Origin of the sequence: Rhizobium sullae, from assembly GCF_900169785.1 — a bacterium.
GTDB classification, from domain to species: domain Bacteria; phylum Pseudomonadota; class Alphaproteobacteria; order Rhizobiales; family Rhizobiaceae; genus Rhizobium; species Rhizobium sullae.
Genome location: NZ_FWER01000006.1, coordinates 18,440 through 32,952 on the forward strand (window position 1 = coordinate 18,440; position 14,513 = coordinate 32,952).

At 59.3% G+C, this 14,513-nt stretch carries 9 protein-coding genes and 2 pseudogenes; 2 read left to right on the top strand and 9 right to left on the bottom strand.

Features of this window, described 5'->3' with window-relative positions:
• Positions 1 to 2 precede the first annotated feature (2 nt).
• The 4 genes from BN1800_RS07315 to BN1800_RS07330 form a co-directional block, all read right to left on the bottom strand.
• A complete protein-coding gene (locus BN1800_RS07315; RefSeq protein ID WP_244564462.1) occupies positions 3 to 2,303 on the bottom strand; it encodes a SpoIIE family protein phosphatase in 2,301 nt (766 codons plus the stop codon).
• Positions 2,304 to 2,359: 56 nt separating this feature from the next.
• Positions 2,360 to 3,538, bottom strand: a complete 1,179-nt coding sequence (locus BN1800_RS07320; protein ID WP_027512120.1) for a class I SAM-dependent methyltransferase — start codon at positions 3,536 to 3,538, stop codon at positions 2,360 to 2,362.
• Positions 3,535 to 3,993, bottom strand: a complete 459-nt coding sequence (locus BN1800_RS07325; RefSeq protein ID WP_086996268.1) for a ubiquinone biosynthesis methyltransferase UbiE — start codon at positions 3,991 to 3,993, stop codon at positions 3,535 to 3,537. The genes BN1800_RS07320 and BN1800_RS07325 overlap by 4 nt, the downstream gene beginning before the upstream one ends.
• Before the next feature lie 90 nt (positions 3,994 to 4,083).
• Positions 4,084 to 5,778: a putative bifunctional diguanylate cyclase/phosphodiesterase gene (locus BN1800_RS07330; RefSeq protein ID WP_086996054.1), complete on the bottom strand. Its 1,695-nt coding sequence runs from the start codon at positions 5,776 to 5,778 to the stop codon at positions 4,084 to 4,086.
• Positions 5,779 to 6,252: 474 nt separating this feature from the next.
• Here BN1800_RS07330 and BN1800_RS42255 point away from each other — a divergent pair.
• Both BN1800_RS42255 and BN1800_RS42260 read left to right on the top strand, forming a co-directional pair.
• Positions 6,253 to 6,473, top strand: a pseudogene (locus BN1800_RS42255) (cellulose biosynthesis protein BcsN); the annotation flags it as partial.
• Between the two features lie 7 nt (positions 6,474 to 6,480).
• Positions 6,481 to 8,008: pseudogene (locus BN1800_RS42260) on the top strand (cellulose synthase); the annotation flags it as partial.
• Positions 8,009 to 8,057: 49 nt separating this feature from the next.
• Here the strand turns inward: BN1800_RS42260 and BN1800_RS07345 are convergent.
• From BN1800_RS07345 to BN1800_RS07365, 5 genes are all read right to left on the bottom strand, one after another.
• Positions 8,058 to 9,152: a GGDEF domain-containing protein gene (locus BN1800_RS07345; protein WP_086996060.1), complete on the bottom strand. Its 1,095-nt coding sequence runs from the start codon at positions 9,150 to 9,152 to the stop codon at positions 8,058 to 8,060.
• 352 nt (positions 9,153 to 9,504) lie between these two features.
• Positions 9,505 to 11,262 carry an acetyl/propionyl/methylcrotonyl-CoA carboxylase subunit alpha gene (locus BN1800_RS07350; protein ID WP_086996063.1) on the bottom strand — a complete coding sequence of 586 codons (1,758 nt, stop codon included), beginning with the start codon at positions 11,260 to 11,262 and terminating at the stop codon, positions 9,505 to 9,507.
• Positions 11,259 to 12,905 (bottom strand): 5-oxoprolinase subunit B/C family protein, encoded by a 1,647-nt coding sequence (locus BN1800_RS07355; protein ID WP_086996067.1) that lies wholly within the window; start codon positions 12,903 to 12,905, stop codon positions 11,259 to 11,261. Before BN1800_RS07355 ends, BN1800_RS07350 begins: the two co-directional genes overlap by 4 nt.
• Before the next feature lie 6 nt (positions 12,906 to 12,911).
• A complete protein-coding gene (locus BN1800_RS07360; RefSeq protein ID WP_179213760.1) occupies positions 12,912 to 13,718 on the bottom strand; it encodes a putative hydro-lyase in 807 nt (268 codons plus the stop codon).
• A 22-nt stretch (positions 13,719 to 13,740) separates the two neighbouring features.
• Positions 13,741 to 14,505: a LamB/YcsF family protein gene (locus tag BN1800_RS07365; protein ID WP_086996070.1), complete on the bottom strand. Its 765-nt coding sequence runs from the start codon at positions 14,503 to 14,505 to the stop codon at positions 13,741 to 13,743.
• Positions 14,506 to 14,513 lie beyond the last annotated feature (8 nt).

Sequence of the window (14,513 nt, forward strand, 5' to 3'; positions counted from 1 at the left end):
GATCACCTATGCCGTATCACAACGAGCGTGATATCATCATATATCTTTTGCGTTCCGATATAAGCCATGAGGCTCTCGAGGATGCCATTCATCACCTGCTCTGCTGTCCGACCGTGCAGGCGGCGTGCATTTTCGCAAAGCCGCTCGATCCCGAAGAGCTCGCCATGGGGATTTTCTGCCTCCGTGACGCCATCGGTATGAAGGACAATCAAATCGCCTTTCTGAAAAGGTATTTCGCGGGTATCAATGAAGCACGATATGTCAGCTTCAAGTCCCACCGGCAGGCCGAGATCGCCGGTGTCGATCCGTTCGACTTCGCCCGTATGGCGAACGACAATTAAATCTTCATGCTGGCCCGAAATGATCAAGCGCTCGCCATCATAGTCCAGAAATGACAGCGAGAGGTGTTTGTCGGTTCTTGTCCGCTCAATGTTCTTGTAGATCGAGCGGTTCAGATAAGTGAGGAATCTTGAAGGGTCCGTTTCGCCAGCTTCCTGTAGCGCGCGGGCGACGGACTGCACCATAAGCATCAGCACGCCGCTTTCGAGGCCGTGGCCCGTGACGTCCCCGATGCCGATCTTCAGGTGATCTCCGTTTTGCAGGATGTCGTAGTAGTCCCCACCAACTTCGTCGGCGGGCCGCATATAGGCGGCAATCTCCAGTTGCTCGATTGCAGCAAGCTCTTTCTCGCGTGGCAGCACCATAAGCTGAATCTGCCGAGCCACATCCAATTCGGCACCAAGGCGCACGTTTTCGCTCTTCAATTGGCCGTTCAGGATTGAGATTTCTTCCTTGGCAGCTTCAATTTCCTTCGTGCGTTCGGCCACCAGGTTCTCAAGATTTTCGGTATGGAAGCTGATCTCCTCGGCCATGCGGTTGAACGCGAGACCAGCCTCGCCGACTTCGTCCTTGGTGGCTATATCGACCCTTACGGAATAATCCTTTGCCTGGATGCGCTTGGCGGCACCCGCCAGCGCGCTGATCCCGCTGGTAATTCGCTTAGATGCCGCAATGACCGCAGCAGTAACGACGAGCATCGAAACAAAAACCGCGAGGATCTGATAAATCAGGATGCGGTTGGTTGCCCGGGATATTTGATCTCTGGCGGCAATGAGGGAAGCGTAGATCTCGCGCTCGGGGACAACGATGCCGAGCGACATGACCTCGCGTTGAACCGGACCGCTTATCCAAAGATTGGTCGCGTTTAGCTGTTTTGTAACGACAAGATAAGGAACGTCTTCGCCGTTCTCGTTTAGCGAAATGTGCTTTATGATGCCATCTGCATCAAGCGGGAGTGAGGCGACCGCCTTTTGCGAACTGTTGCGTAAAGAGCGGTCAAGACCCGTCACGCCTTTGTTCGTCGCGTCGCTCGCCGAGCGTAGACCGATGATCTTTTCCCCGGCAGGGTTGATTGCAACGACATTGCCGTCCGACATGGTCAGAAAACCGAAGCCGCTTTCGGCGACCTTCACGCGCTCGACAATTTCGGCGAGCTGATTAAGGGTGATATCTGCTCCGGCAGTTCCCGCCACGCTGCGCCGATCGGCAGTCCAAAGCGGATGGAAGAAGCTGACGATCAGTTTGCCCGTGATTGCGTCCGTATAAGGAGCGGTCTGCGTGATACTGTCAGGGACCGGCCGGGAAGCGATGTCCATTGCCCATTTTTGCCAAGACTCGTAGAGGCCCGGGAAGAAGAAATCCCAGAAGTCTGCACTATTGTGGCCGGGATAGAGCCGATCGAATGTTTGCGCTTGATCTGTATACGGTGCCGTCCTGAAGATCGGACGCTCCTTCGGCCCAATATAGTACATCTGCAGCTTCGACGCGCCATTCTGCAAAAGGTCCGGGGCCACAAGATCAAGGACGGCACTCGTCTCGATATCGGTCTGCACCTGCGGCAGCGGATGGTGTTCCTTGTCGAGGAGATAGCCCCACACGCTGACAACGGACGGCGACCCTGGACGGTTCTGGGCCCACTGGCCTTTGCTGTCGAACGTTACGGTCACCGCAGCTGGAGCCGCCCTTGCCATGGCGGCTCCAATCTCGCTGTTTCTCGTCGGCTGATCGATCTGGCCTTGAAGCACGCCGGCCAGCGCCTTGACGTCGGAATGGACCTGGTGGAGAAGCAAGCCAACCTGTGCCGCCGTCGAGTCCGTGTAAGAGCGGATATAGTCCTGGCTCGCCTTTTCAAGGCCTTGCCCTACTTCTGCTGTCGCGTCGCGAGAAAGACGCTGCACGTTCCAGAGCGCGAGGCCGCCGCTGACAAGCAGGTCGAAAAGGACTGCCCCGCCCACAACAATCATGAATTTCGCCCGAAATGAGCGCAAGCCGAGGTTTGGCTTCCTGATTCGGCCGACTATCATAACGGCTTCTGCCCGGACGCTGCCCAGATGGGCCAACCGGCGTAGCCCCTTGGATGAAGCGCCGCAAAGATATGGTCAGCAAACCCTTGTTTGAAGCGTTCGATGAACTCCGGTGAATCGCCCCTGCGGACAGACATTTCGCCTGCGTAGACGTCCTGCCATGCTGCAATGATGTCTGCGAAATCCTGGGGATTTCCGTCCAGATTGGTGACCATGAAGCTTTCCATTCTCACGGCCTCGAAGCCTGCGTCCAACAAAAGGCGCAGGCCCTTTGGTCCCATTTCGACATCCATTTCGAAGTGACTGAAGAGCTTGGCGACCTCCGTATAGGTCCATTGGATGCTGTCAGCTCGCGGCTCCCCGAGGCAATGAGAGTTTTTCTCGTTGGTGATGTAAACCCGGCCACCTGGCCTGCAAATCCGATAGAGTTCCCTGAGCAGCAGTTCAGGTCGATCGAAGATCTGCAGCGAGTGCCGGCAGGTCACAAAATCGAACTGGTCGCTTTCGAACAGCATCTGCGATGCATCGCCATAGGTATATTCAATGTCGCGGACACCGAACTTTTCCGCAACATCGCGGGCATAGTCGAGGCTTACAACCGAATGGTCTAGCGCCACGATCCTCGCTGGATCAAATTCCTTCCTGACAAGCATCGCGAAATCGCCGATGCCGCAACAAATGTCGGCAATCACCATGCCGCTGTGAAGCCCATGGCGTGGCAAGATTTCTCGCTCGTGTCGCCAGGTCATCTTGGTCTGCGTCCTAAGGATGGGAATGAAGCTTTGGTCTTCAACGAACGTCTGGCCGGGATAGAAAGCAGAATCGTAGATCTCGACGGCGATGTTCGGTGAAAGATCGCTCAAATGCCGGAACATCCGTGCCGCCCAGGCGACTACGCTTGATATGACAACCACAAACTTGAGCTCAGGCCTTGAACGCGAAGCATCGACCAGAACCCGCGTCAGGGCTCGAAATGCCGTGCTGTTCATGTGTGTAACGCGCTTCAGATTGACGTATAAAACACCGTTTACGATCTCAATCCCATTTCGCAGCAGCAAGAGCTCGTCGGCAATTTCAGCCGTGGAATGGGGGCGAAGCACGCCAGCGAAGGAAAACTCCTGATCGTTGACATCGAATTGGGCTGTGAAGACAGGAGAAGGACTTTGCGCGGTCAATTCTGTAGCCTTTCGAGCGGCAGGTCGACGACAAATGTGAGTGTGCCGGTGTCCACATCGCGGATTTGAATTTCAGCATCATAGTTCACAACCAGTCCCAGCAGGATTGCCTGAGCGTCAGATGCGGCATCGCTCGTGATAACGTTGAGATAGCTCGCAAGCGCTCGGCCGGCTTTTAGCCTCAGGAGGCTTTTTTTGTAGAATTGCCGCTGTTCTGGAGGGCAAGGAAAGGTCAGTTCAACGCGCTCGATCTGCTGCCGGCGGTAAAAACTGCATACGAATTCACCATCATCCGCCTCCGAGCGAAACGACATCTCCAGGAGCTCGTTAAGAGCTGAGGAAAGCAGATTAGAGTGGCGCACAGGGTCGCGGCGATCATGGCTGACCATTCGAGCAACGTAGTTAGACAGCTGATCGCAATGCAACCATTCGGCGGTAAAGGTCGCCATGTCCATCTTCAGACTGAGCAGCTGGTCAAATGGAACGCTCGTTACAGCTTCTTGACTTTTCAAACGGCACCTCCTCGGCGAATTGCCGCTTAATACTCAGGATTTGGCCTGATCATTGGCGGTTTCCGATGTCAGCAGGCTCCTATGAATAAATTCATCAATCAGTTCTGCCCTGAGAGGGGGGCTTAGGAAATATCCCTGCAGCCGGTCACATCCCTCCGCCTGTAACCAGGAAGCCTGTTCGGCCGTCTCAACGCCTTCGGCAGTCACCCGCATGCCAAGCCCATGCGCCATTGCTATGACAAAGCGGACTATGGTCTGACTTTTCTGATCATCGGGGAGATCGTTGATAAAGTACTTGTCGACCTTGATGTTATCGAATGGAAAATTCTTGAGATAACTCAAAGAGGAGTACTCGGTTCCAAAATCATCAAGGGAAATCTGGATGCCAAGCACGTTGAGGGTGTTCAGCGCGTCAAGATTGTTGATCGTGCGTTCCAGTAGCACGGTTTCGGTGATTTCGAGCTCCAAGCGTTCTGCGGGCAATCCGACCGTATCGAGCGTATGGGACACCCGGTCGGTCAAGCCTGGCGTTAGAAATTCGGCCGGCGACAGATTGACCGCAACGGTATAGTGGGCGGGCCAAGTCAGAGCCTGCCGACAGGCTTCTTCAAGCACCCATTGGCCGATTTCGCTCATAAGACCATCTGCTTCGGCCATAGGGATAAAGGCGACCGGCGATATTACTCCGAGGATTGGATGGCGCCAGCGCAGAAGTGCTTCGAAGCCGGTTATCGCCAGCGACCGGTCGACTAGCGGCTGATATTCGATAAAGAACTCGCCGTGTTGCAGCGCTACTCGCAGGCTTCGTCTCAATAACTCCCGCTGTTCCAGCACTTGCAGCATGCTTGGATCAAAGGTCCGCGCGCGCCGGCGTCCGTCCTTCTTGGCGGCATAAAGGGCAACGTCGGCAGCCTTCATCAACTGCTCGCTCTCATTGCCGTCACGAGGCGCAATCGCTACGCCGATACTGGCACCGACAAACACGGTAATGCCGTCTACTGTGAACGGCTTCTTAAATTCGCTGACCAGCGAATCCGCTAATCTTTCGGCTTCAGCCGGTTGCTCTCGAGCGATCTGTATGACGGCGAATTCGTCACCTGCGAGACGGAAGGCGGTCTCGTCTTCGCCTACCGTTTTTCGAATTCTCTCTGCGGCAAGCTTGAGGACGATATCCCCGGCTCCGTGGCCCAGCGTATCATTGACGGGCTTGAAATCATCCAGATCGATCTGCATCAGTGCAAGGCCGGTTTTTCCGCGAACTGGAAGAGCTTTGCCCAATTTGTCGCTGAATTGCCGGCGATTGGGCAGTCCGGTCAAAACGTCATGGGTTGCTTGGTGAAGGAGCAATGCCCGTTCCTGCTCCTCCGCCTTTGCTGCCTCATCAACATCAGCGCCGGCGAGTTCGACGACCGCAAGGCCGGCCTTAGCGTGGAACAAGAGCAGATTGCGCCGCTCGGACTCAGGGGCGCCGAGATGAATGGTTCGCGGCTTGCCGGTGTCAACGACGAGCTGAACGAGGGCAGCCAACTCGGGATTTGCCAAGGCGGGATAAACGTCCCGCAATGTAACGGCTGCCTCGTCAGCAAAGTCCAGGCGTTCCTTGAGCGTTTCAGACCAATCGATAAGTCGGAGATCGGGATCCCAAAGCGAAAATAGCTCCTCGGCGCGGCTGCCGAATCCGAACGCTTGCGTGACCAGCTGAGGCCAATTCGCACGATTTTTCGGCATGGAGTCACCCCCTCAACCCGTCGCGTGATCTCGGCGCATCCTGCCAAGCCCCAATGCCCGTTCGAAATCAGAGCTTAGAGCAAGCCTCGTTGCAGTCAACGCAGAACTCTACCAAAACGCGCTATTTTTCATGCGTGTAGCGGCCGGATTCTCGACCATACATTAAAGACGCCTTATTTAAGGAATCGCAAACAATCCGCGGGCCGGAGCGGCGGGCGGAGGGCGACGCTACGCATCCAGAGCTCAGGGTCGCAGGGAGTCACGTCGCCGGGCGCCGCGCCGTGGCCGCGTCGTCCCGTAAGGGGCGTAGAGTGCTCTGATCGACTATCTTTACATCGCCGTCACCTATGCGAGTCGCAAGAAACCATATCCGCCGTTTATTCATCGTTAACGGCCGGTCGGTCGTTGATTCGAACATCCATCGCACGAAGTGCCGATGGATATCTGGAAAGACGATTTGCGGTGGCACCCAAAATGCGCTTGCTGGGGTTGACATCGGTGGTCGCGGCGGACTTGCTGGGCGGCTGCACGTCGACGAGCGGCAGCGTCAGACAGCCCTCCGCACCCGAAGCCATAGCTAGCGAGAAGGCGCTCGTTCTTCCGCCCCCTGGTGGCCGCCCATCGTGAGCGTCCTCGAAACCAGGCGCGGCAACGGCGTGGAGGAGCAGACGCTTTTGCTCTTTACGTCTTCCTCCGCAACAGCGTGGCGCAGACGCCTACAGCTACATTTTGAAAAACTGAACGATTCCGCAAGAGCGCCTTGCGACCGTTCAGAAGGCTTCGGCGTTTCTGCCCTATCATGCCATGCAGCCACTGCTCGCCCTCGAGCAGCCCGGCGTGAGCGGCGCTCGCGAGTTTAACAGCATCAGCGACGATCTCGCCCGGCGCTTCGTCGCTGGAGGCAATGCCGATCCGAAGCTTGAAGTCGACGGAGACTATGTGTCGCGTGTTGCGCGTCTCGCCGAAACAGGGTGTCTCGCCTCCGATGCGCTCCGACTCGGCTGGTACCAGCTTCGACGTGAAAATGCGCCGGAAGCGGAAAAGTGGTTTCGAGCAGCCCGCGCCGAGGAGGATTCCGCATCCGCTTCGCAAGGGCTGGCACTTGCGCTCATCGCCCGCAGGGCGCCTCAAGAGGCCGAAGATGTCATGTTCAGGTGGCGTAGCGATTCCAAGGATGCCACCGATACCTATCTTGCCGCGGCGGCCAATCTCCTGGTTCTGCAGCCGCCCGCCAATATCAGTGAAGACGTGCTTGGGCGCATGGCGAAGGAGGTGGTCATCGCGCAGAAATACGTGCCGGCCGCACAGCAGTTCGGCTGGTATGCGCTCTCGCTCAATCAACCGCAAACCGCCGCGCGCGCTGGTTTGAAACTGGGCTTCGCTGGAAACCGGACGACGAACCTTCCGCCTATGGTCTCGCCATTACCCGCGAACAGTTCAACGATCGCAGGGGTGTCGTAGAGGTCCAGCGGCTTTGGGCGGGCCGCTCTCAGCGTATCGCCACACTTGAGGATACATCGCTATCGGCGCCTTCCGCCGAGGCACCGCTTCCGGCATCCGGTCAGCTTAGTGTTGCGCCTACGGCTGAGCCGGCTCAACGGTCCGCCACCGAAGGCGGCGCGGCGTCGCCTTCACGTCCGGCTATGCGGCCCGAAGGATCGGCTATCGGGACGGCGACTGTCCAGCGCAGCGCCCGCCCGCCCGCCACTCGGCTGCTCGAGTACGACGGATGCTACGATCCTCCGTCCCGATGACGCTCTCAGCCGCGGCTGGTGCCTGATGGACCTCACTCGTCCGATGGAAGCAGTTGCTGCTTTCGAAAGAGCGTTGCAAGGACCCCAGCGCCGGACACGCGAAGATGCCGCTTATGGGCAGAGTCTCGCCTATCTTCGTGTTGGCCTATCCAACAATGCTGCGGTTGCGGCAACCCGCGCGCGCCTCAAAGCCATGAGCGCGCCGCGGAACTCCAGGTCTCGATCCTCGCCGATCGCGCACTCGCCGCCTATGGCGCCAAGCGTTATCGCGAGACGCTGATCTATCTCGATCAGCGAGCACAGATCAAACGGGAAACGGTCGACCTCATGGTATTGCGGGCTACTGCTGTCTGAATCTCAAAATGTATGGCGATGCCTGACGGATATTCACCGCGGCGGCTGCCACCGGCAGCAAGGGCGCCAACAGGGGGCTCGCCGACTTCAGGCAAGCAACGCGCCCAGAGACGTCAGGCTGATCTCCGCTCTCAGCTGCGGCGCGGCTATAGCCCTAGAGGAAACCCGTTCTCAGGCAGCGTTTGCCAATTCGACGCGGTTGCGGCCGGCGGTCTTGGCGCGATAGAGAGCCTTGTCGGCGGCCTCAATCGTCGCACGAATATTGGTGTTGTCGGTATCGACAGCCGAGACGCCGATGCTGACGGTAACCTTGATTGCGATGTCGCCGACAATCAGGTCTTCCGACTCGATTGCATGGCGGAGCTTCTCCGCCACCGTTGATGCGTCGCGCCCTTCGGTATTCGGAAGCAGAATGACGATTTCTTCGCCCCCGTAGCGGGCTGCGATATCGGTCTTGCGAACGGTCTGGCGAATGAGGTCGGCAACCTTGGAGAGCACGGTGTCGCCTACACTGTGGCCCCAGGTATCGTTGATCTTCTTGAAGTGGTCGACATCGAGCATGATGATCGAGAAGGGCCGCCCGCGATTGCTCGCCTCTTTGGCGCAGCGGTCGGCCGCCCGCTGAAAGACGCGGCGATTCGGCAACTTCGTCAACGGGTCGACGCTCGCCTCATTTTCGAGCGCACGTACCATACGGACCCGCTGCTTTTCGCGCTCAAGCAGATCGGCAAGAAGGAGCACGCCGAGAATATTGGCAAGCATGACGGGAGCCGCAGCGCTTAGAAGGAGGTCGCTGGCAACATCCGGAGGCAGAAAGACAAGAACGATGAAGGAAGAGATAGTTGTAAGGCCGAGTAGCAGCGATCTCACCCAGCCGGTGCCGACGCGGTGACGGGGTATGAACGTGCTGGCGTAACCGCAGAGCGCCACAAGGACCACGCTCACCGCACCGCCCGTCGCGCCGACGCCGCCGAGAACGAAACGGTGCGCGCCCATCATTGCTGCCGCAATGACCGTGCCGATCGGTCCTGCGTAGATGGGGGACAGGATCAGGAGGATGGACCGGGCGTCATAGATAAGCCCTGGTCTCATCACGATCGGATCATTCATGGAAAGAATGCCGCCGAGGCCAAACAAAAGGCCTGCCGCGACGCCCCTCGTTAATCTCTGCCCGACGGTGCGAATGACCCAAGCATAAGCATAGACGACTAAGACAGCCAAAGCCAAGACACGTATGTAAGCGGCGACGATTTCGCTGATTTCCATGCTTCTCTGTCAAATGTCCGATGACACCGATACGTGATTCCAAATGATCATCGATAGATGGCAGCCGCCTCGCACAAGACAAGGGCGGCTAGCTGTCGAATTTACCGTGGAGACGCCTCTAGGTTTGCGTTGGCCCATCGGCGATGGGCGAGGCCCGGACCTGATCGTGACATGAGAGAATCGAGATCAAATTATCGGGCTGAAGCGGTCAGCCAGCCTTTGCAAGGAGATCCAAAATCTCTGGAACAGGAGCGGCCGGCTCAAACGTTTGTCGCAAGATGACACGGACTCGCCCGCAAGGCTTGGTTGAACGACGAACTCAGGCAAAGTGGAGTGATCCTGGAATTCGAGATCAATCGTCGTTGCTGACCGACACCGAGGCTTCGAAGCAGGCGATCTCGGTGCCGGCTTGCAGATAGGCGCCGGGCTCGGCGGTAATCCGGATCTTGCCGGCCCGCTGTGCCGTGACCTGGGTCTCCATCTTCATCGCTTCCATCACAGCGATAAGGTCGCCCGCCGACACCTCTGCACCATCCTCGACTTTGAAGGCTTGCAGCGTGCCGGAGATCGGCGTGGTGACGCTCGACGCGTCTTCTGCCCTGGCCGCCTTAACGGGAGCACTGATGCCTTGGCCTGCAAGCCCGCCGAGACCAGCCAGCAGTGCGGCCGGAATGCCGATTTCATAGCGCTTGCCATCGATTTCCGCATGGGTGCGGATCAGTGCCGGATCGGCAACCTGCTCGGGCCGGGCTTCCGCTTCAAGACGCCCGGCGAAATCGGTTTCGATCCAGCGTGTATGCACCTTGAAGCCCCTCTCGCCCGTGAAGTCCTCTGCCTCGATTGCGGCACGATGAAAGGGGAGAACCGTTGCGATGCCGTCGATCTTGAATTCCCTGAGCGCGCGCCGGGCGCGTTTCAGCGCTTCTTCGCGCGTGGCGCCGGTCACGATTAGCTTCGCTATTAGGGAGTCGAAGGTGTGGGCCACCGTCGAGCCGGAGGCCACGCCACTGTCAAGTCGAATACCCGGACCGGAGGGTGCGTCGAAGACGGTGATTGTACCTGGCGTCGGCAGGAACCCGCGGCCGGGATCCTCGGCGTTGATACGGAATTCGATCGAATGGCCGCGCGGGGCAGGCGTTTCGGTGACCCGCAGAGGCAGGCCGTCGGCGATACGGAACTGTTCGATGACGAGGTCGATGCCGGTTGTCTCCTCGGTTACCGGATGCTCGACCTGCAGGCGGGTATTCACTTCGAGGAAGGAGATCGTGCCGTCGACGCCGAGCAGGAATTCGACGGTGCCCGCGCCCGAATAGCTGGCGGCGGCGCAGATCTTCTTCGCGGCATCATGGATCGACTGGCGTTGTACGTCGCTGAGGAAGGGGGCGGGCGCCTCCTCCACGAGCTTCTGATTGCGTCGCTGCAGCGAGCAATCACGGGTGCCAAGGACCAGCACATTACCGTGCTTGTCGGCAAGCACCTGCGCCTCGATATGGCGCGGACGGTCGAGAAAACGCTCGAGGAAACACTCGCCACGTCCAAAGGCGGCCTTTGCCTCGCGGACTGCCGACTGATAAAGCTCTGCAACCTCCTCTATCTTCCACGCGACTTTTAGGCCTCGGCCGCCGCCACCATGGGCGGCCTTGATGGCAACGGGAAACCCATGCGCTTCGGCAAAGGCGATGACTTCGGCCGCCGTCTTTACCGGGCCATCGCTTCCCGAAACCAGCGGCGCGCCGACGCTGGTTGCGATCCGCCGCGCCTCGACCTTGTCGCCCAATGCCTCAATGACATGCGGATCGGGGCCGATCCAGGTGAGGCCTGCATCGATCACCGCGCGGGCGAATTCAGCCCGCTCGGATAAAAAGCCATATCCCGGATGCACCGAGTCCGCACCGGAGCGCTTGGCAATGTCGATCAGTTTGTCGATGTCGAGGTAGGTCTCGGCCGGACGTGCGCCCGAGAGCCCATAGGCTTCGTCAGCCAGCTTGACGAAGAGTTCGTCCATGTCCGGATCGGCATAGACGGCGACTGATTGCAGGCCGTGATCGCGACAAGCCCGGATGATGCGCACTGCGATCTCGCCGCGATTGGCGATCAGGACCTTCTTCATGGATGTTTCCTCACTGTTTTTGTCGGCCGGCGTCCGCGATCTCGGGCCTTGGCAGGCTGAATATCGGCGAAAGCCGTCACGGGCCGGAAGTGTATCTGGGCGTTGACCGGGATCTGCGCGGCGAGATCGAGATGGTATTCGGCGACCGTGCCGATGACCGGATAGCCGCCGGTCAGCGGATGGTCGGCAAGAAAAAGGACCGGCTGGCCGTTGTGTGGTACCTGGATTGCACCTGTCGCCGTGCCTTCGCTTGGCAGTTCACTATTGTCCCTACGTTTCAGCGACACATTGCCGACGAGGCGAATGCCCACCCGGTTCGACTGCGGCGTTACCTGCCAAAGCTGGTCGGATAAAGTGGCGATTCCTTTGTCGGTGAACCAGTCACTGCGCGGGCCTAGGATCACGTCGAGCGTGACGACCTCGCCGCAGGCGGGATGATCGAAGGCCGGCGATTCATGGAGCGAAACGCTGGTTAGAGCCAGACCGTCATTGTTAACGGTTAGAACGCTACCTGCTGTGACGGGGTCGGGGCCGACAACAGCCAGCGTATCGGTCGAAGCACTACCGAGTACTGGCTTCACTGCAAACGCGCCGCGCATCGCGAGGTAGCTGCGCATGCCCCTGGTTGGATGGCCGAGTGTTACAATATCGCCGGCTTCAAGCGAGATTGGCTGATAAGTCCCAGCGCTGATCGTGCGGCCAGCTGCGTCGCGGATGCCGATGGGGCAGGCCGCGCCGGTGAGCGCCATGACGGCGCGACCGGAGATCTCGAAGGAAAAACCGCCAAGCGTGATTTCGAGGCAGGGCATGCCGGCTGGATTGCCGACCACGCGATTGGCTGCCCTCAGCGCGCTTTTGTCAAGCGCGCCAGAAGATGAAACCCCCTGGCCGGTCTGTCCGAAGCGGCCAAGGTCCTGGAACAGTGCCGGCATGGGCGCAGCGAGAACCTTGAGCGTAAGGGCGCCGGACGCGACTTCTGACGGTTGAGTGACCGGCGTCTTAGTCGTGATCCTGGACGTTGGGACGGTCTTCTTTTTGAGATCGAAGAACCGCACACGGTAACCGGGCTGGAGAATCGCCGGTGGATCGCGTGACAGATCCCACATCTTTTCAGGTGTCGTTCCGATGATCTGCCAGCCTCCTGGGCTTGCCTGCGGATAGACACCGCTGAAGGCGCCGGCCAAGGCAACCGAGCCGGCCGGAATCCTCGTACGCGGGGTCTGGCGGCGCGGCACCTGCAGCGTCGGGTCGCCGCCGACGAGATAACCGAAGCCGGGCGCGAAACCGCAGAAGGCGACAGTGAATTCGCTCTCGGTATGGCGGCGAACGACATCCTCGACCGACAGGCCGGTGAGGTCGGCGACGTCGCGAAGATCCTCGCCGTCATAGCGGACGGGGATCTCGACGAGCTCACCGGAGGGTGCGATGCGCATCGACAGATCGCGTGTCGCGATCTCGCCGGCCAGCTCTTCCAGCGTGAGCTTTTCCGGTCGGAAGCGGATCATAAGCGTACGGGCGGCAGGCACCATGTCCTCGACACCTTGCACCGGATCAGCTCTGAGCGAAGCAAATAGCGCCAGCGTCTCATCGAGATCCGCGAGTTCGACAAGCATGGTCGTCAGGCTGACGGGCAGGAAACGCATGGGACCTCAGGCGTGATAGGCGGAATCTGGAACGTCGGTGACGAACATATGCCCCGGCGCATGGGTGATCGCAAAGGGTACGCGGGAAGCCATCACTGCCGCCTGCGGGGTGACACCGCAGGCCCAAAAGACGGGAATTTCGCCCGGCTCGATGCGCACCGGATCGCCGAATTCCGGCTTGGCGAGATCCTGGATGCCGATCTCTTCCGGAGTGCCGATATGCACGGGTGCACCATGCACCGCCGGGAAGCGGCCCGAGATCGTTGCGGCGTCCGCCACGCGGGACGCTTGGATCGGCCGCATGGAAACGACCATGTTGCCATGCAGGCGGCCGGCCGACCGACAGGGCTTGTTGGTCAGATACATCGGCACATTGGACTTTTCGGTGATGTGACGAATCTCGATCCCGGCCTCCACCATCGGCGTCTCGAAGGTGAAGCTGCAGCCGATCAGGAAGCTGACGAGATCGGGATATTCCGCCCAAGCCCCAGTCGCATCCGCTGTCTCTTCGGCGAGTTTTCCATCACGCCAGATGCGATAGAGCGGCAGATCAGTGCGTAGGTCAGCACCTGGTGCGAGCAGGGTCGCATGCGAGCCCGGATCGGATACATCGAGCACCGGGCAGGCCTTCGGATTGCGCTGCGCATAAAGCAGAAAGTCGAAGGCCCAGTCGCGCGGAAGCACGATCATATTGGCTTGAGTGAAGCCCGGCGCGACGCCCGAGGTCGGCTCGATGCTACCTGCCCGATAGCGTTCGCGGGCCTTTCGAGCGGGCTCGGTGTTGATGTGATGAAGATGTTCCATCGTGATCACTGCGTGTCTCCCTCAGCTTTGATCAGGCGGACAGAAAGGAGCGGACGGTAATTCCGTCAACTTCGAAGACGCGGCGGATTTCCTGGGCAATGGCTACAGCGCCGGGGCTGTCGCCATGCACGCAGATCGACCGGGCGTTGATCTTGATGGTCGAGCCGTCGATTGCTTCGAGCGTGCCCTCGTGGGCAAGCTGCAGCATGCGGCGAGCAATTAGCTGGGGATCATGCAGTACGGCACCCGGTTCACGGCGTGAGACGAGCTCGCCATCCGGCGTATAGGCCCGATCGGCAAAGGCTTCCGCAACGGTCTTCAGGCCGGTGTCCCGGGCGAGCTTGAGGATCGGTGCGTTGGCAAGGCCCATCAACACCAGCGCGGGGTCCACCGCTTTGATGCCATCAATTACCGCCTGGCCTTGCTTCGGATCGTGGGCAATGCGGTTGTAGAGCGCACCATGCGGCTTGACGTACCCGACAGTGACGCCAGCTGCAGCGGCGATACCCTTCAGTGCGCCGATCTGATAGATGACGTCCGCAGTCAGCTCGTTGCTTGTGACATCCATGTCACGCCGGCCGAAGCCGACGCGATCAGGATAGGAGACATGCGCCCCGATCGACACACCCTTTTCGGCTGCGGCCCTGACGGTTGTCAGGATGCCGAGCGGATCGCCGGCATGAAAGCCGCAGGCGACATTGGCGCTGGAGACGATGGCAAGCATCGCCTTGTCATCGCCCATGCCCCAGGCGCCAAAGCTTTCACCGAGGTCGCTATTCAGATCGATGGCAGTCATAACAGGTC

Coding starts and splice junctions, on each gene's coding strand:
- BN1800_RS07315 (WP_244564462.1), bottom strand. CDS start 2,303: ATGATTGTTGTGGGCGGGGCAGTCCTTTTCGACCTGCTTGTCAGCGGC.
- BN1800_RS07325 (WP_086996268.1), bottom strand. CDS start 3,993: ATGGACATGGCGACCTTTACCGCCGAATGGTTGCATTGCGATCAGCTG.
- BN1800_RS07330 (WP_086996054.1), bottom strand. CDS start 5,778: ATGCCGAAAAATCGTGCGAATTGGCCTCAGCTGGTCACGCAAGCGTTC.
- BN1800_RS07345 (WP_086996060.1), bottom strand. CDS start 9,152: ATGGAAATCAGCGAAATCGTCGCCGCTTACATACGTGTCTTGGCTTTG.
- BN1800_RS07350 (WP_086996063.1), bottom strand. CDS start 11,262: ATGAAGAAGGTCCTGATCGCCAATCGCGGCGAGATCGCAGTGCGCATC.
- BN1800_RS07355 (WP_086996067.1), bottom strand. CDS start 12,905: ATGCGTTTCCTGCCCGTCAGCCTGACGACCATGCTTGTCGAACTCGCG.
- BN1800_RS07365 (WP_086996070.1), bottom strand. CDS start 14,505: ATGACTGCCATCGATCTGAATAGCGACCTCGGTGAAAGCTTTGGCGCC.